Annotated in this window: 25 protein-coding genes; 20 read left to right on the top strand and 5 right to left on the bottom strand. The window is 65.3% G+C overall.

The features are described 5' to 3' along the window. The first annotated feature begins 166 nt into the window (after positions 1-166). The 4 genes from M4578_RS13925 to glnT all read left to right on the top strand — a co-directional run bounded on the left by M4578_RS13925 (position 167) and on the right by glnT (position 4466). Positions 167-1057 carry a class II glutamine amidotransferase gene (locus M4578_RS13925; protein WP_258093890.1) on the top strand — a complete coding sequence of 297 codons (891 nt, stop codon included), beginning with the start codon at positions 167-169 and terminating at the stop codon, positions 1055-1057. A gap of 3 nt (positions 1058-1060) precedes the next feature. Next, positions 1061-1747 (top strand): GltB/FmdC/FwdC-like GXGXG domain-containing protein, encoded by a 687-nt coding sequence (locus M4578_RS13920; protein WP_258093889.1) that lies wholly within the window; start codon positions 1061-1063, stop codon positions 1745-1747. Between the two features lie 10 nt (positions 1748-1757). Continuing rightward, positions 1758-3083 (top strand): FMN-binding glutamate synthase family protein, encoded by a 1326-nt coding sequence (locus M4578_RS13915; RefSeq protein WP_258093888.1) that lies wholly within the window; start codon positions 1758-1760, stop codon positions 3081-3083. Between the two features lie 66 nt (positions 3084-3149). Further along, positions 3150-4466 (top strand): type III glutamate--ammonia ligase, encoded by a 1317-nt coding sequence (gene glnT, locus M4578_RS13910; RefSeq protein ID WP_258093887.1) that lies wholly within the window; start codon positions 3150-3152, stop codon positions 4464-4466. A 113-nt stretch (positions 4467-4579) separates the two neighbouring features. On the opposite strand, the gene M4578_RS13905 is transcribed toward glnT, so the two are convergent. Further along, a complete protein-coding gene (locus M4578_RS13905; protein WP_258093886.1) occupies positions 4580-5536 on the bottom strand; it encodes a GlxA family transcriptional regulator in 957 nt (318 codons plus the stop codon). Positions 5537-5654: 118 nt separating this feature from the next. On the opposite strand from M4578_RS13905, the gene M4578_RS13900 reads away from it, so the two are divergent. From M4578_RS13900 to M4578_RS13840, 13 genes are all read left to right on the top strand, one after another. Next, positions 5655-6905, top strand: coding sequence for a sarcosine oxidase subunit beta family protein (locus tag M4578_RS13900; RefSeq protein ID WP_258093885.1), 1251 nt, complete (start codon positions 5655-5657; stop codon positions 6903-6905). Between the two features lie 10 nt (positions 6906-6915). Beyond that, on the top strand, positions 6916-7197 hold the full coding sequence (locus M4578_RS13895; protein WP_258093884.1) for a sarcosine oxidase subunit delta: 282 nt from the start codon (positions 6916-6918) through the stop codon (positions 7195-7197). Next, the gene (locus tag M4578_RS13890; protein ID WP_258093883.1) at positions 7194-10139 is read left to right on the top strand and encodes a sarcosine oxidase subunit alpha family protein; all 2946 of its coding nucleotides are present in this window, start codon (positions 7194-7196) and stop codon (positions 10137-10139) included. Before M4578_RS13895 ends, M4578_RS13890 begins: the two co-directional genes overlap by 4 nt. Then, entirely contained in the window at positions 10132-10689 is a 558-nt protein-coding gene (locus M4578_RS13885) for a sarcosine oxidase subunit gamma (protein ID WP_258093882.1), read from the top strand. The genes M4578_RS13890 and M4578_RS13885 overlap by 8 nt, the downstream gene beginning before the upstream one ends. A gap of 2 nt (positions 10690-10691) precedes the next feature. Next, positions 10692-11594: a bifunctional methylenetetrahydrofolate dehydrogenase/methenyltetrahydrofolate cyclohydrolase FolD gene (gene folD, locus M4578_RS13880; RefSeq protein ID WP_258093881.1), complete on the top strand. Its 903-nt coding sequence runs from the start codon at positions 10692-10694 to the stop codon at positions 11592-11594. Between the two features lie 86 nt (positions 11595-11680). Next, a complete protein-coding gene (gene purU, locus M4578_RS13875; protein ID WP_258093880.1) occupies positions 11681-12565 on the top strand; it encodes a formyltetrahydrofolate deformylase in 885 nt (294 codons plus the stop codon). A gap of 359 nt (positions 12566-12924) precedes the next feature. Next, positions 12925-13638, top strand: a complete 714-nt coding sequence (locus M4578_RS13870; protein WP_258093879.1) for a FadR/GntR family transcriptional regulator — start codon at positions 12925-12927, stop codon at positions 13636-13638. A gap of 364 nt (positions 13639-14002) precedes the next feature. Continuing rightward, complete coding sequence (locus M4578_RS13865) at positions 14003-15382, top strand: ammonium transporter (RefSeq protein ID WP_258093878.1); 1380 nt, start codon at positions 14003-14005, stop codon at positions 15380-15382. A 24-nt stretch (positions 15383-15406) separates the two neighbouring features. After that, a complete protein-coding gene (locus M4578_RS13860; RefSeq protein WP_258093877.1) occupies positions 15407-15580 on the top strand; it encodes a hypothetical protein in 174 nt (57 codons plus the stop codon). Between the two features lie 82 nt (positions 15581-15662). Further along, complete coding sequence (locus M4578_RS13855) at positions 15663-16796, top strand: aminomethyl transferase family protein (RefSeq protein WP_258093876.1); 1134 nt, start codon at positions 15663-15665, stop codon at positions 16794-16796. Positions 16797-16886: 90 nt separating this feature from the next. Beyond that, the gene (locus tag M4578_RS13850; RefSeq protein WP_258093875.1) at positions 16887-17489 is read left to right on the top strand and encodes a dimethylamine monooxygenase subunit DmmA family protein; all 603 of its coding nucleotides are present in this window, start codon (positions 16887-16889) and stop codon (positions 17487-17489) included. Beyond that, a complete protein-coding gene (locus M4578_RS13845) occupies positions 17486-18433 on the top strand; it encodes a PDR/VanB family oxidoreductase (protein ID WP_258093874.1) in 948 nt (315 codons plus the stop codon). Before M4578_RS13850 ends, M4578_RS13845 begins: the two co-directional genes overlap by 4 nt. An 11-nt stretch (positions 18434-18444) precedes the next feature. Beyond that, positions 18445-19488: a heme-dependent oxidative N-demethylase family protein gene (locus tag M4578_RS13840; RefSeq protein WP_258093873.1), complete on the top strand. Its 1044-nt coding sequence runs from the start codon at positions 18445-18447 to the stop codon at positions 19486-19488. A 63-nt stretch (positions 19489-19551) separates the two neighbouring features. On the opposite strand, the gene M4578_RS13835 is transcribed toward M4578_RS13840, so the two are convergent. Next, positions 19552-20898, bottom strand: coding sequence for a ferredoxin reductase family protein (locus tag M4578_RS13835; protein WP_258093872.1), 1347 nt, complete (start codon positions 20896-20898; stop codon positions 19552-19554). 213 nt (positions 20899-21111) lie between these two features. Continuing rightward, complete coding sequence (locus M4578_RS13830) at positions 21112-21927, bottom strand: alpha/beta fold hydrolase (RefSeq protein ID WP_258093871.1); 816 nt, start codon at positions 21925-21927, stop codon at positions 21112-21114. On the opposite strand from M4578_RS13830, the gene M4578_RS13825 reads away from it, so the two are divergent. Further along, positions 21899-22300: an ArsR/SmtB family transcription factor gene (locus M4578_RS13825; RefSeq protein WP_258093870.1), complete on the top strand. Its 402-nt coding sequence runs from the start codon at positions 21899-21901 to the stop codon at positions 22298-22300. The genes M4578_RS13830 and M4578_RS13825 overlap by 29 nt on opposite strands. On the opposite strand, the gene M4578_RS13820 is transcribed toward M4578_RS13825, so the two are convergent. Together M4578_RS13820 and M4578_RS13815 are read right to left on the bottom strand one after the other, a co-directional pair. Then, the gene (locus M4578_RS13820; protein ID WP_258093869.1) at positions 22297-23658 is read right to left on the bottom strand and encodes an ATP-binding protein; all 1362 of its coding nucleotides are present in this window, start codon (positions 23656-23658) and stop codon (positions 22297-22299) included. The two genes, M4578_RS13825 and M4578_RS13820, sit on opposite strands and share 4 nt — an antisense overlap. Continuing rightward, positions 23655-24314, bottom strand: coding sequence for a response regulator transcription factor (locus tag M4578_RS13815; protein WP_258093868.1), 660 nt, complete (start codon positions 24312-24314; stop codon positions 23655-23657). The genes M4578_RS13820 and M4578_RS13815 overlap by 4 nt, the downstream gene beginning before the upstream one ends. Positions 24315-24464: 150 nt before the next feature. Here M4578_RS13815 and M4578_RS13810 point away from each other — a divergent pair, with 150 nt between their 5' ends. Both M4578_RS13810 and M4578_RS13805 read left to right on the top strand, forming a co-directional pair. Then, a complete protein-coding gene (locus tag M4578_RS13810) occupies positions 24465-24788 on the top strand; it encodes a PepSY domain-containing protein (RefSeq protein ID WP_258093867.1) in 324 nt (107 codons plus the stop codon). Positions 24789-24955: 167 nt separating this feature from the next. Then, a partial coding sequence (locus M4578_RS13805) for a hypothetical protein (protein WP_258093866.1) occupies positions 24956-25255 on the top strand: 300 nt, incomplete at its 3' end.

Genomic DNA, 25255 nt, shown 5'->3' with positions numbered 1-25255 from the left:
AAATGCTGAAAATCCCACGAATATGACCAAGAAACAGGCAAATTCCGGCTGACCTTGGAAATCTTCCTCCGAGGTCAAAAACTTTCTTGAAGAGAAAATAGATTTCCCCTTAGTGATGTTACAGCGGCGCAATCGCGCCCCGGATAGATTCATTGCGGAGAACACCATGTGTGGCATCGTTGGGCTGTTCCTGAAGAAGGATGACCTGCGCCCCAAGCTGGGCGATATGCTGACCGATATGCTCATCACCATGACCGACCGCGGCCCGGACAGTGCCGGGATCGCGATCTATGGCGATGCGGCCGAGGGCAGCACCAAGATCACGGTGCAGTCGAAGGCACCCGAAACCGAGTTCGACGGGCTTGAGGCCGCGCTGAGCGCGGCGCTGGACGCGCCGGTGACCGTGACGGTTGTCGATACCCATGCGGTGCTGGTCGTACCCGAGGACAAGGCCGCCGAGGCGATTGCCGTTCTCGAAGACAAGGGCCTGCGCATCATGGGCTCGGGCGCCTCGATGGAGATCTACAAGGAAGTGGGTCTGCCCAAGGACGTGGCCGCGCGGTTCAACCTGCGCGCCATGGGCGGCAGCCACGGTATCGGCCACACCCGCATGGCGACCGAATCCGCCGTGACCACCATGGGCGCACATCCGTTCTCGACCGCCGAGGATCAGTGCCTGGTGCACAACGGCTCGCTGTCGAACCACAACCAGATGCGCCGCAAGCTGGCGAAGAAGGGCGTCTTCACCCGGTCGGAAAACGACACCGAGGTGGGCGCCGCCTATATCTCCTCGCGCATCGCCGACGGCGCAACGCTGGGCGAGGCTCTGGAAGGCACGATCGACGATCTCGACGGGTTCTTCACCTTCGTGACCGGCACCAAGAACGGCTTTGGCGTCGTCCGCGACCCCATTGCCTGCAAACCCGCCGTGATGGCCGAGACCGAGGATTACGTGGCTTTCGCCAGCGAATACCGCGCCTTTGCCGATCTTCCGGGTATCGAGACCGCCAAGGTCTGGGAACCCGAACCCGCCACCGTCTATTTCTGGGAGCGCTGAGCCATGACCACCACGCTCGACATGACCGCCACCGATTTGCGCGCCGTCAACACCACGCTGCAAGCCGCCGCAAAGGCGCAGGCCAACGAGGCCTATGTCATCACCAACCCGCGCGGCAGCCATGCCATGGCCTGCGGGCTCGACGGCCCGCTGAATGTCACCATCAAGGGGTCGACCGGCTATTACTGCGCCGGCATGAACAAGGAAGCCACCGTCACCGTCGAAGGTTCTGCCGGGCCGGGCGTGGCCGAGAACATGATGTCCGGTATCGTCACCATCGAGGGCGATGCCTCGCAATATGCGGGTGCCACCGGCCATGGCGGTCTGCTCAACATCAAGGGCAACGCATCGAGCCGCTGCGGCATCTCGATGAAGGGCATCGACATCGTCGTGCACGGCAATATCGGCCATATGTCCGCCTTCATGGCGCAGAAGGGCAACCTCGTGGTGCTGGGCGACGCAGGCGACGCGCTGGGAGACTCGCTTTATGAGGCGCGGCTCTTTGTGCGCGGCAGCGTGAAATCGCTGGGCGCCGACTGCATCGAAAAAGAGATGCGGCCCGAACATATCGAGACGCTGAAGGTGCTGCTTGAGAAGGCGGGCGCCGATGCCAAGCCCGAAGAGTTCAAGCGCTACGGCTCGGCCCGCAAGCTCTACAATTTCAACATCGACCACGCCGACGAATACTGAGGAGCGCGACATGGAAAAGACACCGCAAACCGATCCGCGCCAGAGCTGGACCTTCTCCAACTCGATCAACTCGGAAATCCGCCGGGCGGCGGCGACGGGCATCTACGACATTCGCGGCGGCGGGGCGAAGCGCCGGGTGCCGCATTTCGACGACCTGCTGTTCCTTGGCGCGTCGATGTCGCGTTACCCGCTCGAAGGCTACCGCGAGAAATGCGAGACCTCGGTGACCCTCGGCACGCGCTTCGCCAAGAAGCCCATCGAGCTGAAGATCCCGGTCACCATCGCGGGCATGTCCTTTGGCGCGCTGTCCGGCCACGCCAAGGAGGCGCTGGGACGCGGCGCCACCCTGGCCGGCACCTCGACCACCACCGGCGACGGCGGCATGACCGAGGAAGAGCGCGGCCATTCGGAAAAGCTGGTCTATCAATATCTGCCGAGCCGTTACGGGATGAACCCCGACGACCTGCGCCGGGCTGATGCCATCGAGATCGTGGTGGGGCAGGGCGCCAAGCCGGGCGGCGGCGGCATGCTGCTGGGCCAGAAGATCACCGAGCGCGTCGCGGGCATGCGCGACCTGCCGGTGGGCATCGACCAGCGGTCGGCCTGCCGTCACCCGGACTGGACCGGGCCGGACGATCTGGAGATCAAGATCCTCGAGATCCGCGAGATCACCAACTGGGAAAAGCCGATCTACATCAAGGTCGGCGGTGCGCGCCCCTATTACGACGTCGCGCTGGCGGTGAAGGCCGGGGCCGATGTGGTGGTGCTGGACGGCATGCAGGGCGGCACGGCGGCGACGCAGGACGTGTTCATCGAACATGTCGGCCAGCCGACGCTGGCCTGTATCCGCCCCGCCGTGCAGGCGCTTCAGGATCTGGGCATGCACCGCGAGGTGCAGCTTGTGGTCTCGGGCGGCATCCGCACCGGCGCCGATGTGGCCAAGGCGCTGGCGCTTGGCGCCGACGCGGTGGCCATCGGCACGGCGGCGCTGATCGCTCTGGGCGACAACGATCCGAAATGGGAAGCCGAGTATCAGAAGCTGGGCTCGACCACCGGCGCCTATGACGACTGGCACGAAGGGCGCGACCCGGCGGGCATCACCACCCAGGATCCCGAGCTGATGCAGCGGCTCGATCCGGTGGCGGCGGGCCGCCGCCTGCGCAACTACCTCAACGTGCTGACGCTGGAATGCCAGACGCTGGCGCGGGCCTGCGGCCACAACCACGTCCACAATCTCGAACCCGAGGATCTCTGCGCGCTCACCATGGAGGCCGCCGCGATGGCCCAGGTGCCGCTCGCGGGGACCAACTGGTACCCCGGCAAGCCCGGCTTCTGAGCCGGATCGAAAGAGGGGCCGCTGGCCCCTCTCTCTCCATCGGGACATACAACAGGGAACACCAAGATGAGCAAACTTGCCAAATTCGCCGAGGAAAAAGGCGTCAAATATTTCATGATCTCCTACACCGATCTGTTCGGCGGCCAGCGGGCAAAGCTCGTGCCCGCCGCCGCGATCGCGGATATGGAGGAGGACGGCGCGGGCTTTGCGGGCTTCGCCACCTGGTTCGACATGACGCCCGCGCATCCCGACATGTTGGCGGTGCCGGATGCGGAAGCTGTCATCCAGCTGCCGTGGAAACCCGAGGTGGCCTGGGTCGCGGCGGATTGCATCATGGAAGGTGCCGCCGTCGAACAGGCACCGCGCAACGTTCTGAAGAAGCTGATCAAGGAGGCCGCCGCCGAGGGGCTGCGCGTCAAGACCGGGATCGAGGCCGAATTCTTCATCCTGACGCCCGAGGGCGACAAGATCTCCGACCCTTACGACACGGCGGAGAAGCCCTGCTACGACCAGCAGGCGGTGATGCGCCGCTATGACGTGATCGCCGAGATCTGCGATTACATGCTGGAGCTGGGCTGGGGCCCCTACCAGAACGACCACGAGGACGCCAACGGCCAGTTCGAGATGAACTGGGATTTCGACGACGCGCTTGTGACCGCCGACCGCCATTCCTTCTTCAAGTTCATGGTGAAATCGGTCGCCGAAAAGCACGGGCTGCGCGCCACCTTCATGCCCAAGCCCATCGAGGGGCTGACCGGCAATGGCTGCCACGCGCATATCTCGGTCTGGGATCTGGACGGCAAGACCAACGCCTTTGCGGGCAAGGCCGGCGGCCAGATCGGCGAGGTGGGCCTGTCGGAACAGGGGGGCTATTTCCTCGGCGGCATCATGAAGCACGCCGAGGCGCTGGCGGCGATCACCAACCCGACGGTGAACAGCTACAAGCGCATCAACGCGCCGCGCACCATGTCGGGCGCGACCTGGGCGCCCAACACGGTGACCTGGACCGGCAACAACCGCACCCACATGGTGCGCGTACCGGGGCCGGGCCGGTTCGAGCTGCGCCTGCCCGACGGGGCGGTGAACCCTTATCTGCTGCAGGCGGTGATCATCGCGGCAGGGCTTTCGGGCATCCGCAGCAAGGCCGATCCGGGCAAGCGCTACGACATCGACATGTATGCTGAAGGCCACACCGTGACGGATGCGCCGAAACTGCCGCTCAACATGCTGGATGCCATTCGCGCCTATGACGCGGACGAAGAGCTGAAGGCGATGCTGGGCAGCGATTTCTCGGCCTCCTACATCAAGATGAAGCATCAGGAATGGAATTCCTTCGTGTCGCATTTCTCCAACTGGGAAAAACAGCACACGCTGGACATCTGAGGGGCGAAAAGTCTTCGTCCGAAGACTTTTCATGTCCGCCCCATCCATTCCGGCGCCAAAATTCTTCGAACGAAGAATTTTTGCCCGCGCCGCAAGACTGCCCGCGCCCCGGATCAGCTCCGGGGCGTTTGCGTCTCCGTCCGCCGCAGCTTCGATGGTTCGTGCCCGTAGAGCCGCCGGAATGCGTCGGAGAAATGCGAGGGCGTGGAAAACCCGGTCATCTGCGCGATCTCCGACAGCGACAGCCGGGTCGAGGTGATCAGCTCGCGCCCGGTCTCGAGTCGAATCCGCCGGTATTCCTCCATCACCGAGCGCCCAAGCGCGGCGCGGAACTGGCGCTGCAACTGCCGCGAGGACAGTCCCGAAAGAGAGGCGATCTGCTCCTGATCGAGCGGGTCGGCGATGTGGCTTTCCATCAGCTCCAGCGCGCCCTCGACAGCTTGCGGCAGCGCGCCGTAGCGGGCGGCGATCGACAGCCGTTGCGGCGCCTCGGCGCCCCGGATCTCGGTCTGGATGAACCAGTCGGAAATCCGCTGTGCAAAGCGATTGCCGAAATCCCGCGCGATGATCGCATGCATCATGTCGAGCGGCGCCGAACCGCCCGCGCAGGTATAGCGGTCGCGGTCGATGACAAAGAGCCGCCGTTCCAGCAGCCAGTCGCCGGGCATCCTGTCGAAATCGTCATAATGATGCCAGTGCACGGTAAAGCGGCGGTCTTTCAGCAGCCCCGCGCGCGCCAGAATGACCGCCCCGCCCGAGATGCCGCCAAGCGCCGCGCCGTTGCGGTCGGCCTGGCGCAGCCAGCCCAGCACCGCCGGGTCGGTGACGCGCGCCGGATCGCCCCCCGCGACGACAAAAATCAGGTCGTAAAGCGGGATGGCGTCGCGGTAGAACCGCGCGTCGAATTTCGCCCCGACCGAGGACAGCGCCCCGGTTCCCGTGGTCGAGAGCAGGGTGATGTCATAGGCCAGATCGGGCGAGAACTGGTTGGCCGCGCGCAGCGGTTCCAGCGCCGCCGCCGTCGAGAGCAGCGCGTATCCATCGACCAGCAGGAACGCGATTCTGCGCATGGGTGGCCCTTCCCCGAAAATCCGACATCACGTCCTTAATCAGACAGTATTTGTCCTGAAACAAGAGGAAACGGGAAAATTTCACCGTTAGAAGGGAAAGACCGAAGGAGCGACCCGCATGACATTCTCAGGTTTCAAAGTCATCAAAGAGGCCCTGACCGGCTACAAGGGCTGGGGCCCGCTGTGGCGCAATCCGGTTCCGAAACCCTCATATGACATCGTGATCATCGGCGGCGGCGGGCACGGTCTGGCCACCGCCTATTACCTGGCCAAGCGCTATGGGCAAGCCAATGTCGCGGTGCTTGAAAAGGGCTGGATCGGCTCGGGCAATGCCGGGCGCAACACCACAATCATCCGCTCCAACTATCTGCTGCCGGGCAACCAGCCGTTCTATGAGCTGTCGATGAAGCTCTGGGAAACTCTCGAACAGGACACCAATTTCAACTCGATGGTCAGCCAGCGCGGGATCATCAACCTGATCCATTCCGACGGTCAGCGCGATGCCTATCGCCGGCGCGGCAATTCCATGATGATCTCGGGCGCCGGGGCGCGGCTTTTGGGCCGCGACGAGCTGCGCCAGATGGTGCCCTTCCTGAATTTCGACAATGCGCGCTTCCCGATCAAGGGCGGGCTGATGCAGGAACGCGCGGGCACGGCCCGCCACGACGGCGTCGTCTGGGGCTATGCGCGCGGCGCCGACCGGCGCGGCGTCGATATTATCCAGAATTGCGAGGTCACCGGCTTCCGCATCGAGAACGGTGCGGTGCAAGGGGTCGAGACGACGCGCGGGTTTATCGGCGCGGGCAAGGTCGGCGTGTCGGTCGCGGGCAGCTCGGGCCGCGTGATGGGCTATGCGGGCCGCCGCCTGCCCATCGAAAGCCACGCGCTTCAGGCCTTTGTCTCCGAGGGGCTGAAGCCCGTCATTCCGGGGGTGATCACCTTTGGCGCGGGGCATTTCTATGTCAGCCAGTCCGACAAGGGCGGGCTGGTCTTCGGCGGCGACATCGACGGCTACAACTCCTATGCGCAGCGTGGCGGGCTGCCGGTGATCGAGGACGTGCTCGAAGGCGGCATGGCGCTGATGCCGATGATCGGGCGGGCGCGGCTGCTGCGCGCCTGGGGCGGGCTGGTCGATATGTCGATGGACGGCTCGCCGATCATCGACCGCACCGATATCGCAGGGCTCTATTTCAACGGCGCCTGGAACTACGGTGGGTTCAAGGCGACGCCCGCCGCCGGGCTGACATTCGCGCATCTGCTGGCCACCGACACCCCGCACGAGACCGCGACCGCCTTCCGCTTCGACCGGTTCAACCGGGGCTACGTCATCGACGAAAAGGGCGTCGGCGCCCAACCCAACCTGCACTGAGGCCCACGACATGCTGATCCCTCATCCCCTTCTCGGCCTTCGCGACGCGCAGGAATTCACCTATCTGGGCGATGCCTCCCTGCTGAACCGGCCCGACCCGGCTACCCCCGGCGCCGAGGCCGCCTTTTGCGACTACGTTTTCCTGCGCGACAACCCGGCGGGCGTGCATCGCGAGCTGTGGTTCCACGAACAGGGCGACCGCTCGTGGCTGGTGGTCACCCGCAATACCCTCACCCATGAAATCCTGAGCGCCGAGCTGGCGTCCGACGTGAAAGCGGGGGCCGCGCAATGACCCGTCTCAATGGCGGTCTGATCGACCGCACCCGCCCGCTGAATTTCACCTTCAACAGCAAAGCCTATCAGGGGTTCGAAGGAGACACGCTTGCCTCTGCGCTGCTGGCCAATGGCGTGCGCCTCATGGGCCGCAGCTTCAAATACCACCGCCCGCGCGGGGTGATCGCGGCGGGCAGCGAAGAGCCCAACGCGCTGGTGGAACTGCGCGAGGGCGCGCGGGCCGAGCCCAACACCCGTGCCACGGTGGCTGAACTTTACGACGGGCTGAGCGCGCGCTCGCAGAACCATGTCGGCCCGCTGCATCGCGATTTTATGGCGGTGAACGATCTGCTGTCGCCGTTCTTTGCGGCGGGGTTCTATTACAAGACCTTCATGTGGCCGCGCGCCTTTTGGGAAAAGCTCTACGAACCGGCCATCCGCAAGGCGGCGGGGCTCGGGAGCCTGTCGATGCTGCCCGATCCCGATGCCTATGACCGGGGCTATCTGCATTGCGACCTGCTGGTGATCGGCGGCGGCGCGGCGGGGCTTGCCGCCGCGCTGACGGCGGGACGTGCGGGGGCGCAGGTGGTGCTGGCGGATGAGGATTTCCGCCTTGGCGGGCGGCTGCTGATGGAAAGCGACCTGCTGAACGGCGCCCCGGCGCATGACTGGGTGGAGACGGTGCGGGCCGAGCTGGACAGCCTGCCGAATGTGCGGATCATGACCCGCACCACGGTGTTCGGCGTCTTCGATCACGGCATCTACGGCGCGGTTGAGCGGGTGGCGGATCATCTCGCTTCCCCCGGCGACAAGGTGCGCCAGACGCTGTGGCGGATCACCGCGAAACGCGCCGTTCTGGCGGCGGGGGCGACCGAGCGGCACATCCCCTTTGCCGACAACGACCGGCCCGGCATCATGCTCGCGGGGGCGCTGCGCGCCTATGCCAACCGCTGGGCAGCGGCGCCGGTGGCGGCTGCGGGCGATGCCATCGCGGTCTTCACCAATGGCGATGACGGCCACCGCACCGCCTGCGATCTGCTGGCCAAGGGGGCGAAGGTTTTGGGCGTCATCGACACCCGCGCCGACGCGGTGGCGCAGGGCGATTACCGGGTGTTCGCCGGGGCGCAGGTCACCGGCAGCAAGGGCCGTCTGGGCCTGACGCAGATCGAGATCACGCAAGGGGGGCACTCCTCCTGGCATGCGGTGGGCGCGCTGGGTGTTGCGGGCGGCTGGAACCCGAACCTGCATCTGGCCTCGCATCATCGCGGCCGCCCGCATTGGGACGAGTCCCTGCTGGCCTTCGTGCCGGGGCAGGGCGGGCCGCAAGGGCTGATCGCGGCGGGGGCCGCTGCGGGCAAGGGCGGCACGGCGCAGGCGCTGGCAGATGGCAAACGCGCGGCACAGGCGGCGCTGAGCGATCTGGAGATTGCCGCGCCCGAGATCCTGCTGCCGGAGGCTAGGGATGCCGCTGCGGCACAGGAGGCCTTCCGGCATGTGCCCGGCAAGAAACGCGCCTGGGTGGATTTCCAGAACGACGTGACCGTCAAGGACGTCAAGCTGGCGCATCAGGAGAACATGCGCCCGGTCGAGCATCTCAAGCGCTGGACCACGCTGGGCATGGCGACCGATCAGGGCAAGACCTCGAACGTCTCGGCGCTGGCGGTCATGGCCGAGCTGACCGGCAAGACGATCCCCGAAACCGGCACCACGATCTTTCGCCCGCCCTATACGCCCGTGTCGCTCGGCGTGCTGGGCGGCGGCGATACCGGCAAACATTTCCGCCCGTTCCGGCTGACCCCGACCCATGACTGGGCCAGGGCGCAGGGGGCGGAATTCGTCGAGGTCGGCCAGTGGATGCGGGCGCAATACTTCCCGCAGCCGGGTGAGACCCATTGGCGGCAAAGTGTCGATCGCGAGGCGCTGGCGGTGCGGTCGGGCGTGGGGCTTTGCGATGTGACCACGCTGGGCAAGGTCGATGTGCAGGGTGCCGATGCGGGCGAATTCCTCAACCGGCTCTACGCCAATATGATGGGCACGCTGAAGGTCGGCATGGTGCGCTACGGGCTGATGCTGCGCGAGGACGGGCATGCCTATGACGACGGCACCTGCGCGCGGCTGGCGGAGGACCACTATGTGGTCACAACCACCACCGCCAATGCCGGGCTGGTCTATCAGCGCATGGAATTCGCGCGGCAATGCCTCTGGCCCGAGCTGGATGTGCAACTGATCTCGACCACCGACGCCTGGGCGCAGATCGCCGTGGCGGGGCCGAAGTCGCGCGCGCTGCTGAGCCGGATCGTCGACGGGTTCGACCTGTCGAACGAGGCGTTTCCCTTCATGGCCTGCGCGCCGCTCACCATCTGCAACGGGCTGAGGGCGCGGCTCTTCCGCATCTCGTTCTCGGGCGAGCTGGCTTATGAGATCGCGGTGCCCGCGCGCTACGGTCATGCGCTGATGGCGCGGCTGATGGAGCAGGGCAAGGATCTGGGTGTGACACCCTATGGCACCGAAACGCTGGGTGTGCTGCGCATCGAAAAGGGCCATGCCGCCGGGGCCGAGCTGAACGGCCAGACCACGGCGCAGATGCTGGGGCTGGGCCGAATGGTCTCGCAGAAGAAAGACAGCATCGGCGCGGTGATGTCGCGTCGCGAGGGGCTGGCCGCCGAGCGCCGCCGCCTTGTCGGGCTGAAATCCGTCTCGCCACAGGAACAGGTGGCCGCCGGGTCGCATCTTTTCACGCAAGGCGCGGCGCAAAACATGTCGACCGATCAGGGCTGGGTCACCTCCTCCTGCTGGTCGCCGCATCTGCAAAGCTATATCGCGCTGGCCTATCTCGAAGACGGCGACAAACGCCTGGGCGAGATCGTCACTGCCGCCAACCCGCTGGAGGGCCGCGAGCTGCGCGCCGAAGTGGTCTCGGCGCATTTCGTGGATCCCGAAGGAGGACGTCTCCGTGACTGATTTGCTTCCCGTCACCGCTCTGGGCGACAGCGCGCCGCGCAGCGAAACCTTTGGCCCGCTGAGCCTGTCCGAGAATGCCGGTCTGGCGCTGGCCTCGCTGGCGCTGCGCCGGGGGCAGGCGGCGCCTGCGCCCTTCGGGCTGGCGCTGCCGGATGTGGCGCGGGCCGTCACCTCGGGCGCGCTGGGTGCTTTCTGGACCGGGCGCGGCCAGTGGATGATCGAGGCTGGGGGCAAGGCCGAAAGCGATTTCGCCGCCGCGCTCGAGGCCGAGGCGCCGGGCTGCTCGGTCACCGAACAGACCGACGGGTTTGTCGCCTTCGAGGTGGTCTCGGAGGCAGGTGCCGCCCGGCTGGAGGCGCTGATGTCCAAACTCGTGAATATCGACCCGAAAACGCTGGGCCCCGGATGCTGTACCCGGACGGGGCTTGAGCATATGACCGTGTTCCTGGTCCGCCGGTCCGAAACCCGGCTGGCGGTGATCGGAATGCGCAGCCTTGCGGGATCGCTGTGGCATGCCCTGTCGCAAGCGGCTCGCCGATTGGAGAACTGACCATGTCTGCAAAGATCATCGACGGCAAAGCCTTTGCCGCGACTGTCCGCGAAAAGGTGGCCTCCCATGTGGTGCGGCTGAAAGCCGATCGCGGCATCACCCCCGGTCTGGCCGTGGTGCTGGTGGGCGAGGATCCCGCGTCTCAGGTCTATGTGCGCAACAAGGGCAAGCAGACCGTGGAATGCGGCATGCAGAGCTTTGAGCACAAGCTGCCCGCCGAGACGCCCGAGGCCGATCTTCTGGCGCTGATCGACCGGCTGAATGCCGACCCCGCGGTGCATGGCATCCTCGTGCAGCTGCCGCTGCCGGGGCACATGAACGCCGATGCGGTGATCAATGCCATTGATCCGGCCAAGGATGTGGACGGGTTCCACATCTCGAACGTGGGTCTGCTGGGGACCGGGCAGAAAAGCATGGTGCCCTGTACCCCGCTCGGCTGTCTGATGATGCTGCGCGACCATCTCGGCAACCTCTCGGGGCTGAACGCCGTGGTGGTGGGCCGCAGCAATATCGTCGGCAAGCCGATGGCGCAGCTTCTGCTGGGCGAAAGCTGCACGGTGACCATCGCGCATTCGCGCACCCGCGACATCGAGGAGGTCTGCCGCCGCGCGGATATTCTCGTCGCTGCCGTGGGGCGTCCGCAGATGATCAAGGGCGACTGGGTGAAGCCCGGTGCCACGGTGATCGACGTAGGCATCAACCGCATCGACGCGCCCGAGAAGGGCGACGGCAAGACCCGGCTTGTCGGGGATTGCGACTACGAGAGCTGCGCCGAGGTGGCGGGGGCCATCACGCCCGTTCCCGGTGGGGTCGGCCCGATGACCATCGCCTGCCTGCTCGCCAATACGGTGACGGCCTGCTGCCGCGCCAACGGCCTTCCCGAGCCCGAAGGGCTCACCGCCTGAGGCGGCTCAACGATCCATAACAAACGCAAAACCAACACTGTACCGGCGCCTGTCAGGGGGGCGCCCGGCCTCTGGAGACCAAGACCATGACGAAATACTGTCTGACCGTGACCTGCGCCACCACACGCGGGATCGTTGCGGCCATCGCCACCTTCCTGGCCGATCACGGCTGCAACATCACCGACAGCTCGCAGTTCGACGATGCCGAAACCGGCCAGTTCTTCATGCGGGTGAGTTTCGACTCGCAGGAGGGTGCCGAACTTGAGGCGCTCGAGGCGGATTTCGCCAAGATCGCCGAGGATTTCGCGATGCAGTTCGCCTTCCACGACGAAAGCGTGAAGATGAAGGTGGTCATCATGGTTTCGCGCTTCGGCCACTGCCTGAACGACCTGCTTTATCGTGTGCGCATCGGCGCGCTGCCGGTGGAGATTGTCGCGGTGATCTCGAACCATATGGATTACCAGAAGGTCGTGGTGAACAGCGACATTCCCTTCCACTGCATCCGCGTGACCAAGGAGAACAAGCCGCAGGCCGAGGCCGCGATCATGAAGGTGGTCGAGGAATCCGGTGCCGAGCTGATCGTTCTGGCGCGTTACATGCAGATCCTCTCCGACGAGATGTGCACAAAGATGTCGGGCCGGATCATCAACATCCACCACTCGTTCCTGCCGAGCTTCAAGGGCGCCAACCCCTACAAGCAGGCCTTTGCCCGTGGCGTGAAGCTGATCGGCGCGACCTCGCATTACGTGACCGCCGATCTCGACGAAGGCCCGATCATCGAGCAGGACACGGTGCGCATCACCCACGCACAGTCGCCGGACGATTACGTCTCGCTGGGCCGCGATGTGGAAAGCCAGGTGCTGGCCCGCGCGATCCACGCCCATGCCAACCATCGGGTGTTCCTGAACGGCAACAAGACTGTGGTCTTCCAGGCCTCGCCCGGCAGCTACAGCTCGGAAAAAATGGGGTGATCGCCGGTCCGGGCTCTGCCCGGCAAACCCTCCGGGGGAGGGTTTGAGGCGATCACGCGCGGAGCGCCGGGGCAGTCGGTCCGGGCTTTGCCCGGCAAACCCTCCGGGGGAGGGTTTGAGGCGATCACGCGCGGAGCGCCGGGGCAGCCGGTCCGGGCTTTGCCCGGAGAAACCTCCAGTGGAGGTTTCTCAGCGCCGAACGGGCGGAGCCCAGGGCAGCCAGTCCGGGCCTTGTCCGCAACCCCGCGAGACCTTCGGAAAAGAGGCGCGCCCCCGCGCCTCTTTTTGCATCCGGGCTCGGGCACTGGACCAGAGCGCGGAAATTGGTCTAACTGGCATAGTTTCCAAAGGACCATGCCTTGGCCAATTCCTCCCTGCCGTCCTCCGGCGCCTATCTTCCGGGCGCCACCGTCAAATATGTGATCGAAACGCTCTCGACGCGGATCGTCACGCAGGAATATGCCAGCGAGGAACGGCTGCCCTCGGAGCGCCAGCTAGCGCAGGATCTGGGCGTTGCCCGCAACACCGTGCGCGAGGCGCTAGACCAGTTGGAGGCGCGCGGCATGATCCGCCGCCGCGCCGGGTCGGGCTCCTTCGTGACCTACGATCCCGATGGCGAAAGCAGTGCCACCTCGCCGGTGGCCGCCGATGTCGGGCCGCTTCAGCTTCAGGTGATGCGCGGCATTCTGGAGCCCGAGATGATGCGGCTGGCGGTGATCAACATGACGCCGAGGCAGATCGAGGCACTTTCGGTGGTGCTGTCCAAGATGGAGGCGGTGCAGGCCGATGCCACCGCCTTTGTGCGGCTGGAGGAGGAATTCCACCGGCTGATCGCCGAGGGCACAGGCAATCCGCTGCTGCTGGCCTGTTACAATCTCGTGCTGGACGCGCGGCGGCAGTCTTTCCGCACGGCCATGTACCGCCGTCATCTGACACCCGCGCGCATCGCCATCTATCAGCGCGGCTATAACGGGCTCTTCAACGCCATCGCCGCGCGCGACATTGAAGAGGCCAGCGAGTTCATGAAGCTGTCGCTGATCGAGGATCAGCGGATTCTGCTTCAGGAAGACTAATTGGCCCAACCAATTTTTCGCAACCTGAGGGTGTTCTGCGGCTGACCTTCCGGTCCGTCGCCGCCAGCGAATCCTTTTTCTGAATCACCCCTGCACCTCGCTCCAACCCATAAGACACAGGCGTTGCGACGCCTGTCTGTCTTCTCCTGGCGCATAGAATTTCATCTCCCAATCGGAATCATGGGCATTTTGTTCAGGAATTAAGCGTCAAGAAAATTCTTGAGAGGAAAAAAGTTTGACCAAGGGTGAGCATTTGCGATGAGCTGTTGCCACTGAATGATCCAGTTGCCGTAATTGGTTCAAACCAAACGAAGCAAACCATGGCGGCTGGGTTGAGAGTCAACCTCACAACAGGGAGAACGGCTTGGAACAAGATCTGGCATCCTTGGCGGCCACGGTGGCGGAGCTGAAGGCAAACGCCGCAGCGACGAACGGCACGCTTTCCGAGACTTTCTATTATCTGACGATCCTTCTCATGGTGCTGATCCATGTCGGGTTCCTTGCCTATGAGATGGGCGCGTCGCGCTCCAAGAACGCGCTGGCCTCGGGCATCAAGAACATCCTCGCCTTCGCGATGATCGTGCCCTTCTTCTACTTCGTCGGCTGGTGGATCTACTGGGCCTTCCCCACGGGTCTTTCGATGAGCGAAGGCGCCATGGGCATCTCCGGCCTCGCCTACGCCAATGACGTGGCGCTGCCCTGGAAGGAATACATGGGGCCGAACCTCGACGACCGCGCCTCGGGCGTGTTCTGGGGGGCCTTCGTGCTTTTTGCCGCGACCACCGCGTCGATCCTGTCGGGCGGCGTGATCGAGCGGATCAAGCTCACCGGCTTTGTGGTGCTGGCCATCGTGCTGGGCGCCTTCCTGTGGATCCTCGCTGCCGCCTGGGGCTGGCACGCGGACGGCTGGCTGGTCACCAAGTTCGGCTATCACGATTTCGGCGCCGCGGGTGTCGTGCACATGATCGCGGGTTTCTTCACGCTGGGCGTGCTGATCAACCTCGGGCCGCGCATCGGCAAGTTCAACGCCGATGGCAGCGCCAACCACATTGCCGGGCATTCCATGCCGCTGACGCTGATCGGTCTGATGCTGATCATCGCGGGCTTCTGGGGCTTCCTCATGGGCTGCGTCATCGTGCCGGGTGAATCCTGGTCCTGGGGCAACGCCATCGAGGCGACGATCTACGGCACGCCGATGACCCTGTCGGGCATGACCTTCAACACGCTGATGGGCTTTGCCGGTGGCATCATCGGGGCCTGGATGATCACCCGCGATCCGTTCTGGATGATGTCCGGCGCGCTTGGCGGCATCATCTCCTGCGCCGCCGGTCTTGATGTCTGGTATCCGCCGATGGCCTTCGTGATCGGCTTCATGGGCGCCTGTGCCATGCCCTTCGTCGCCAGCTTCATCGAGAAGCGCGGCATCGACGACGCGGTGGGGGCCTTTGCGGTGCACGGTTTCCTAGGCCTCTGGGGCGTCATCTCGGTCGGCATCGCGGCACAGGGCTATCCGGCGCTGTTCGGCGAGGACGTGGTCACGATCTCCTTCACCGGCCAGCTTGTCGGCGCGCTTGTCATGGGCCTGATGGGTTTTGTCCCCGGTTACCTCGTGTCGTTCCTGCTGAAAGTGACCGGCCAGCTGCGGGTGCCCGCAGAGGCGGAAATCATGGGTCTCGACAAGGTCAAGGTGCCCGCGAACGCCTATCCCGAGGGGCTGCACGCCTCGGTCAGCCCCGCAGAATGATCCTGACAAGGAAAGGACAGATCCATGGAAGCCCCTTTTGAAGCAACCTCCTGGGACGGGATCACCGGCGCCATCTACGCGGGCTACGGCACCGTCGAAGGGCTCTGGCTGGCGCTCTGCCTGCTGATGATCGTCGTCGCCATCGTCTTTGGCTGGCGCCACGAGGAACACGCCTACAAGGCGACCCGGAAAAAATAAGCCGACAAGGCCATGACCCGGCGGCGCAAGGGCCGCCGGGTTCCCATTGCAACGAACACGACCGACCGGAAGGACAAACGGCATGATCGCATCGTGGAGATTTTCCGCACTGGCGGACCGGCACCGCGCCATGGGCTCCAATCTCGAAGACTGGAGCGGCATGGGCACCGCCTGGACCTATGACAAGGACCAGAAAGAGGAATACGAGGCCATCCGCACCAAGGCGGGCGTGATGGATGTCTCCGGTCTGAAGAAGGTTCACCTCAGCGGGCCGCACGCGCAATACGTGATCGACAAGGCCACGACCCGCAATATCGAGAAACTCAAGCCCGGCCGCTCGACCTATGCGACCATGCTGAACGACGCGGGCAAATTCGTCGACGACTGCGTGATCTACCGCATGGGGCCGCACAGCTTCATGGTGGTGCATGGCTCCGGCGCGGGGCATGAGCAGCTTGCGATGTATGCGGCGGGCCGCAATGTCGTGATGACCTTCGACGACGACCTGCACGACATCTCGCTGCAGGGGCCGCTGGCGGTGGATTATCTGGAAAAGCACGTGCCGGGCATCCGCGACGTGGTCTATTTCAGCCATATCCAGACCACGCTGTTCGGCAAGCCGGTGATGATCTCGCGCACCGGCTACACCGGCGAGCGCGGCTACGAGATCTTCTGCCGCCGTCAGGACGCGGTGGAGATCTGGGACACCATCGTCGCCGAGGGTGCCGGAATGGGCATCATCCCGACCCGCTTCACCACGCTCGACTGGCTGCGGGCGGAAAGCTATCTGCTGTTCTTCCCTTATGACAATTCCGAGATGTACCCGTTCGAGGACGAGGCCAACGGCGACACGCTGTGGGAGCTGGGGCTCGATTTCACCGTCTCGCCGGGCAAGACCGGGTTCCGCGGCGCCGAGGAGCATTACCGCCTGAAGGGCAAGGAGCGCTTCAAGATCTACGGCGTGAAGCTGGAGGGCACCGAGCCCGCCCCCGAGGGCGCGCCGCTGCTGAAGGACGGCACGCCGGTCGGTGTGGTCACCATCGGCATGTATTCCGAGCTGAACGGCCACAATGTCGGCATCGCCCGGATGCCGGTGGATTGCGCCGTGGATGGCACCGCACTCACCGTTCAGTTCGAGGACAAGGAGGTGCCCGCCGTGGCGCAGTCCATGCCCTTCTATGACGTGGACAAGAAGCGCCGCACCGCCAAGGGGTAAGCGGCCCGATCTCCTCACACCGAAACCTTGCGAGGCGGGGGCAGACCGGCCCCCGCCTACTGAGAGCCAACAGGAAGCCCAGGTAAACCCATGCCCAATACAGAATTCTCTCCGTCGATCGACTCGCGCCCGACCTATGCCGGGCTGGTCTCGCAAGGGGCCGCGCACGGGATCATGGTCGCCGACGATGCCGGCGCCGAGGCACTTTGCGATCTCGCCAGCTCCGATGCCTCGGTGATGGACCACGCCCATGTGCTGCTGGTCGGCGCCGCCGCCGAGACCTTCGGGCGCATCGAGACGCTGAACCCCAGGGGGCTGCATGGCGCGCCGGATCTCGCCGCCGCGACGCCGCTCATCCACCGTCTGCTCTCCGAGGCGCGCATGGGCACGGCGCTTTATCTGGCGGGGTCCGAAGGGCTGATGGGCCATGTCAGCGCGCTGGCCACCGGCGCCGGGCTGCCGCTGGAGGCGATCCAGATGGAGCATCGCGGCTCCATCGCGCGGCGCATGCAATGCGTGCATTGCAAGGGCATCACCGAAGATGTGACGACCGATCCCTTCACCTGTTCCCATTGCGGGCTGACGCTGTTCGTGCGGGATCATTTCTCGCGCCGTCTGGGGGTGTTCCAGGGCGTCTGCGTCGATGCCGAAACGCCGGGCGAGGTGCCCGAGACCGTGGAGATCCGGGCATGAGAAAACTTGCACTCAAGGTCACCGAGATCGAGACCCTGTCGCCGCTGGTCAAACGCTTCCGTTTCGAGGATCCGAAGGGCGGCGCTCTGCCGGTGTTTTCGGGCGGCGCCCATATCACCGTCGAGATGCCCGAGGGCGAGACGATCCGGCGCAACTCCTATTCGCTGATTTCCGATCCCTATGACGGGTCGGGCTACGAGATCGCGGTGCGGCGCGAGGATCGCGGCCGGGGCGGCTCGCGTTTCATGCACACGCAGGTGCGCGAAGGCGACGAGATCACCGTGTCCTCGCCCGCGAACCTGTTCCAGCTCGACCTGCGGGCGCGGAAACATGTGCTGCTCGCGGGCGGCATCGGCATCACCCCCTTCCTGTCGCAGCTGCGGCAGCTCGGCATGGAGCAGAAACCCTATGAGCTGCATTACGCCGCGCGCTCGCGCGAGGAGGCGGCGGGGCTGAAGCTGCTGCCGGAAGCGGCGCATATCCATATCCACATCTCCGAAGAAGGCGCGCGCATGGATCTGGGCGCCATCCTCGACGGCCAGCCGCTGGGCACGCATGTCTATACCTGCGGGCCGGACGGGCTGATCAAGGCGGTGGCGGATCAGGCGTCGCGGCTGGGCTGGCCCAGGACCGCCGTGCATTCCGAAGCCTTCACCGCGCCGCCGCCGGGCGAGCCCTTCGAGGTGGTGGTGAAATCCTCGGGCAAGACCGTGACCGTGAAAGCCGACCAGAGCCTTCTCGAAGCGCTCGAGGCGGCGAAGGTCGAGATCGACTATTCCTGCCGGGGCGGCGCCTGTGGCCGTTGCCAGACCCATGTCACCGCCTGCGATGGGCGCATCCTGCACAACGATCACTGGCTGAGCGAGGCCGAGCGCGCCGAGCAGAAAACCATCATGCCCTGCATGTCGCGCTTCAAGGGCGCGCGGCTGGAACTGGACCTCTGAGGAGCAGACCCATGACCATGCAATTCAACGAAGAGACCTTTCGCGGCGACTATACCTTCCGCAACTCACCCGCCGCGGTCCGCCGCTTTCCCTTCCCCTTCGACCGTGACAGCTATGCCTATTCGGTCAATATCGAACAGCATCCCGGCGGGCCCAAGGGCAGCCCCTTCGAATTCGCCTTCGACGTGGACGAGCATTACGTCGCCGAGATGAAGGACCGCGAGATCACGCTGGCCGAAGATCCGATGCGCTGCCAGTCGCTGCCGCATATGGAACTGGCGGGCTGGGATCTGCTGGAACTGATCATGGTGTCGAAGGCGCGGGACTATCCCGAGCTCTTCAAACTGACCCGCGACGGCAACGCCTGGCACTGGATCAACAAGCCGCTGGGCATCGACAAGAAGTTCACCTTCCTCGACCCCACCACGTTGCCCTGCGGGCCGATGGAATACATCACCCGTCAGGCACAGGGCGATTTCGCGCTGCTGCACGAGCGCGAGGGCAATCTCTGGCTCGACGCGGGCATGGTGACCTCGCAGGCCGACTGGTCGCTCGATTTCGATGTCGGCATGAACTTCTTCGAATGGCACGCCCCGGTGCCCAAGGCGCGCAAGATGGGCGTTTTCGACAAGGCGCTGAAATTCCTGCTGGCGGTCACGCAGGAGCAATCCTACCGCCGCCTCAACTGGACGATGACGGTGAACCCGCGCCTCGACACCAGCCCCGAGAACTACCACAAATGGGGCCCGGAAAAGCGCACCATCACGCCCGAGAACGTCGGCGCGAAACAGTTCCTGCGGGTCGAGCTGCAAACCTTCTGGCGGCTGCCGCGCTCCAACGCGCTGGCCTTCCCGATCCGCTGCTACCTGTGCAATCTCGAAGACATCGCGACCCAGCCGAAATGGGGCCGCCGCCTGCACCGGGTGCTGCGCGACATCGACCCGGATCTGGCGGAGTACAAGGGCTTTGCGGTGAACCAGAAGATGATCGTCGAGTACCTGTCGCAGTATGACGATGGCGCCCCGACCTCACCGGGGATCTTCCCCGAAGACTGACGCCGCGCCCGGCGTATCGGCAGGAACACGGCCCGGCCACCGCGATGGTGGCCGGGCCTTCTTTTATCTCATCTCGAAGAGTTCCTGATGGAAGCGCTCTTCGACATCCAGCCCCTGCGCGGCGAAATCGGCGCGCAGGCTCTTGCCGAAGCCGCTCGGCCCGCAGAACCACAGGCTGGCGTCGCGCCACCCGGGCACCAGCTCGCGGATGCGTTCGCCGCCGAGGAACCCGTCGCGTTCGTCGATGAGCACATGCAGGCGGACATTCGCGGCCTGGGCATCCGCCGCGATCCGTTCGAGCGCAGCGTCGTCCACTTCGCGCGTCGAATGGAAGAGGTCGATCTCGGGGCGCTGCGTGTCGGGCGCGCTGCGCGCCATCTCTTTCAGCCGTGCGAGGAACGGGGTGATCCCGATGCCCGCGCCGATCCAGATCTGGCGCGGCCGCCCGTCGTCGAAGGTGAAGCGGCCATAAGGGCCCTCGACCGTCACCTGCTGGCCCACTTTCAGCTTCTCGGCGAGGGTCGAGGTGTGATCGCCCAGTTCCTTGGTCACGAAGGCGATTGTCGGATCCTCGGGCTTCCAGGCCGAGGCGATGGTATAGGGATGCGCGCCCTCGATCTTGTTCGAGGTGACAAAGGCGAATTGTCCTGCCTCGTGTCCCGGCCAGCCGTCGCCCAGCCTGATCTCGGTTTCCAGCGAGCGGACGCCGGGATAGCTGCGCAGGGCGGTGATCTCGCCCGCGACGCGCCGACGACGCCCGATCATGCCCAGCAGCGAGACGACGGCGGCATAGCTGCCCGCCAGCATCAGCAGCGCCAGAACCGGGCCGAGCGGGGTGAGCCACATGTCGTAGTCGAGCAGGATGACCGAGTGAAACACCAGTGCCAGATAGGCCAACGGCAGAATGCGGTGGGTGTAGCGGAAGATGCGGTAGGGGACGAGCTTGACCAGCGCAATGACAAGGAGGAGGACCGAGGCATAGAAGGCCAGTTCGCCCAGGCTCTCGGCAGTGCCGCGGAAGGACATGAGATAGGATTGCACCGGATCGGTGATCTCGGGGCGCGGGCCGCGTTCGGGACGCGGCAGCAGCCCGGCGCCGATTGCCCATTTCGGCGCTTCGGACCAGAGCCAGTGGAACACCGCCAGCCCCAGCGCGCCGATGCCAAGCCATTTGTGCAGACGATACATCTTGTCGAGCCCGTCCAGCCGCCCCTCGGGCCAGCGCGGGCGCAGCGACAGGATCATCGCCACGCTCATCGCCGCGATGGCCAGGGTGCCGGACCATTGCATCATGAATTCCCGCAGGGCGAAGACGCTTGTGGCGGAGAAGAGATCGAGGTTCAGAACCAGCCAGAGCGCGGCGGCCCCGATCCAGAATCCCCAAAACAATCGTAGATTTGTGCGCGCCATGGTCTTTTCCTTTCCCGATTGCCCTATGGGCTCGTGTGGCGATGGCTTCACACGAGAAGGGGTCTTGCAGTGTGACGTTTCCCACTAAACGCGCGGGCTGGGGGATTCCGTCGGGCCGCATCGGGTTTTTTCCGCCCTGCCGACGCGCGGGCCGACCGGGCTTCCGGCAGGATGTTGGCCTCTGCCGCAGCCCGGGCCCAGGGGCGCGACGGCTCAGCCGGCAAGGCTTTTCAGAACGGCTGCGACCAGAGCTTCGGGGCGGTCCTCCTGAACCAGATGTCCGGCATCGGCAACCGGAACAACGGGGCGATCCGAGATCAGCGCGGCAAGCGTCTCGCCTTTCGCATAGGGAATCCAGTCGTCCTTCAATCCCCAGAGAACGGTGACGGGGCAGTCCATCCGCGCGTAGCGCCCCTCGATCTCGTCGGTAAAGCGCTGATCCATCTGGGCGATCTGCCGGTAAAACGCGGCCTGACCGACCGGCCCGGTCCAGGGCGCGGCATAGATCTCGAGCACGTCATCCGACAGCGGCTTGTGAGCTGCCGTTTGCAGATAGGCGTGCAACAGCGCCTCATGCATATATGCCGGCATCCCGGCAAAGGCCGCCTGATGTTCGCGCACATGGCGGACGAAGGGCGACCCCCAGGGCGCAAGGGCCACCGCGTCGAAGATCGTCAGAGAACCATAGCGAAGACCGTTGAGATAATAAGCCCGCAGCGCTGTCGCTCCGCCGAAATCATGGGCCAGCACGTCGGGGCGTTCGAGGTCCCATTCCGCGAACAACGCGGCAAGAACGGTGTTCTGCACGGCAAGAGACACATCCTGCCCCTCGCGCATCTCGGACAGGCCGTAGCCGACAAGATCGAAGTAATAGACCGTTCGCCGGTCGGCGAATTCCGGCACGATCCTGCGCCAGACCTGGGAGGAGAAAGGGGTGCCGTGGATCGCGACAAGCGGCGGCCCGCTGCCGATCCTGCCCCAGCGGATCGCGTTGCCGTCGATGATCGAGGTGTTTGGCAGCTCCAGCATGATGTCGAATCCATATTGTCATTTAGCTAATCAACGATATGATCGAACCATGGACCGATCAACACAAATCAAGGCGATGGCAAGCGCGCCGCGGCTGAAGGTTCTCAAGCTGCTGGCAGAGCCGGAAAAGCATTTTGCCGACCAATGGTCTGCCGATCCGGCGGATTTCGGTGTGTGTATGACGTTGATCGCGGAGGCGTTGGGGGTCTCTCAGCCCACGGTGAGCCGGCATCTGGATATTCTGCGGCAGGCCGGTTTCATCACGGTACAGCGGCACCTGAAATGGTCCTATTGCAGACGCGATGAAACCGCCATCGCGGAGTATCTCGACTGGCTGGCCCGCGAGCTTTCCGCAAACAGGGCCGCCGGCTAGACCGCATCGTCCTTCGCGGCGCCCGGCCCGGGCGCCACTGGCAGTTGCAGCCCGGCGCAGAAGCCGTCTTGCCTGCCCGGCACCGGCGAGCAAAGGTCGAGCTTGCCCCCGGTTCGCTCGGCGATGGTCGTCACGATGGCGAGCCCCAGCCCGCTGCCTTCGGCATGCGCCGCGCCGCGCTCGAAGCGGTGGGTCAGACGGGCGAGCACGGTGGGCGGCACAAGCGGCGAGTCGTTGGTGACGCTCAGGCGGCCTGCGGCATCGAGCGCGATGCGTACCGGCGTGCCGGGGCTCCCGTGGCGCAGGGCATTGTCGGTGAGGTTGCGCAGAACGATGGCGAGCGCGTCGGGGTCGAGGTCGGAGAGGACCGGCCGTTCCGGCAGGTCCAGGGCCAGCGCCCCCTCGGGCGCCTGCCGGGCCAGATCCTGCACGATGATCTCGAGAAGCGGGCGCAGATCCGTCGCGCTGTCGCCGCGCAGCCGGCCGCCCTCGGCGCGGGCCATCTGCATCAGCCGTTCCGAGACACGGGTCAGTCGCTTCAGCGTCGCCTCGATGTCACCGGCGCGGGTGCGGGCCTCGGGATCGGCCGTTTCCGCCTTCAGCCGCTGCGCCTGCGCGATGGCACCCGCCAGCGGCGTGCGCAGCTCATGCGCCGCGTTCGAGGCAAAGCTGCGTTCGGCCTCGAAGGCCGCCTTCAGGCGCATCAGCAGCTCGTTCAGGGTTTCGGCCACCGGCGCGATCTCGGCCGGCAGCCCCGGCGCGGGCACCGGCGAAAGATCGCGCGCCCCGCGCGAGGCCAGCGTGTCGCGGAACCGCCGCAGCGGACCGAGGCTGGCGCGCACGGCCACCGCGACCGCAAGCAGCGCCGCGGGAATGGCAATCAGCAGCGGCAGCCCCAGCCCCATCATCAGATCCCAGGCCACGTCTGCCCGGTGATCCAGCGGTTCGGCCACGGTGATGCGGATCGTGCCTTGCAGCGCATCGGCATTGTAGAATCGGTGACTTGCGGTCTGGCGAAAGCCCGTCCCGTCATAGTCGGGAAAAACCGCCGGGTCGGCGGTATGCGATTGCAGCAGGATCCGGCCCTGATCGTCACGGACGAGATAGGTGAAGAACTCCTCATGCGTCCGGATCGCGCCCAGGCGCTGGGTCACGCCCTCGTCCTCGCGCGCGACGATCTCGGAGACCGCCAGCGGCAGCAGCCGCTGCGCGGTTTCCTCCAGCGTGGAATCGAACACCTCGCCGATCTCGCTGCGCAGCGCCAGCGCCGTGACCGAGGCCGCCGCGATCCAGAACAGCGTGAGCAGCAGGCCGATGCCAAGCGCCAGCCGCGCCTGAAGACTGCGCGGCGCCCTCATCCCGCGCCCAGCCGGTAGCCCAGCCCGCGCTCTGTCTCGATCACCCCGGCGCCCAGCTTTTTGCGCAGCCGGCTGACATGCACCTCGATGGTGTTGCTTTCGACCTCGGCACCGAAGGCATAGAGCTTGTCCTCGAGCTGCGCCTTGGAGAGCAGTTGCCCGGGCCGTTGCAGGAACGCCTCGAACAGCGCCCATTCCCGCGCGGTGAGCGCCACCGGCCGACCGTCGCGCAGCACCGAGCGTGCCGCCAGATCGACCTCGAGCGCGCCGTGGCTGATGAGCGGGTTGGGGTTGCCGGCATAGCGCCGCGCCACCGAGCCGATGCGCGCCGACAGCTCGGCCAGATCGAAGGGTTTGACCAGATAATCGTCAGCCCCGGCGTTCAGCCCCTCGATCCGGTCGGAGATCTGGTCGAGCGCGGTGAGGATGATCACCGGGGTGACATCGCCCTTTGTGCGCAGCGCTTTCAGAAAGGGAATGCCGCGCCCGTCGGGCAGCATCAGGTCGAGCAGGATCAGGTCGTACCCCGCGCCGCGCAGCGCGTCGCCGGCGGCGTCGAGCCGCGTCACCCAGTCCACCGACTGGCCGTCGCTGGCGATCTGGTCGCGCACGGCGGCGCCCAGAACGGTGTCGTCCTCGATCAGCAGAATGCGCATCTGTCCCCCGGCGTCTGTGTCATGTCCTGCGCTCCTTATTCCGCCGCCGCCTGACACAAGGCTGACGCGGACGGCGGGCCGTCTTCAGGATACCGTCAGCTTCGTGCCGCATAGGGTGGTCAGAGATCCCCGCAGGACGGAGTTTGGCCCATGACGAAAACGCTGGCAATTCTGGCTTTTGCCGCAACCACGCTGATGGCGGGCACCGCGCTGGCCGATGATGACGATTGTTATGTGCCCATGGCGGACTGGCAGCCGCGCGCAGAGGTCGCAAAGCTGGCCGAGGAAAACGGCTGGACGGTGCGTCGCATCAAGATCGACGACGGCTGCTACGAGATTCGCGGCCAGGATGCCGAAGGACGCCGGATCGAGGTGAAGGTACATCCGGCCACGCTGGCGGTGCTCGAGGTCGAATACGAAGACGACGACCACCCGCTTTACGAGCGCGACCGAACGCATCGCAGCGACGATTGAGCCTTGCCCCGCGCGCTGCCCCAGCCCCGCCGGATGGCGGGGCTTTTTCATGTGCTGCGGGGCCGTGCCGCTTCCTGACGTCAAGCTGAAGCACAAACTTGCTGCCTGTCAGGAAAGCCTCAGCCTCGGGGTCCAGATCTGGGGCATCGGATGACAAGGAGATCCCCATGAAAAAGACCCTCGCCCTGCTGACCGCCTCCACCGCGCTGGGGCTTGCCATCGGTCTGCCCGCCTGGAGCGCGATGCAAGACGACCGGACCGGAGACACCGTGTTCTCGGCCGAGTTCAAGCCCGAGCGCAGCCCGATGCGGCTGTGGTTCGTCGATGACGATGACGACGATCACGGCAAATACGCCCGCAAGTATCGCGGGGAGCACGATGATGACGATGATGATTACGACGACGACGATGATGACGACGACGATGACGATTACGGCCGGCGCGGCGACCAGATGAACCCGGCCCCC

The organism is Salipiger pentaromativorans, assembly GCF_024721115.1.
Lineage (GTDB): Bacteria > Pseudomonadota > Alphaproteobacteria > Rhodobacterales > Rhodobacteraceae > Salipiger > Salipiger pentaromativorans.
This window is presented reverse-complemented; position numbering and strand designations above follow the sequence as displayed.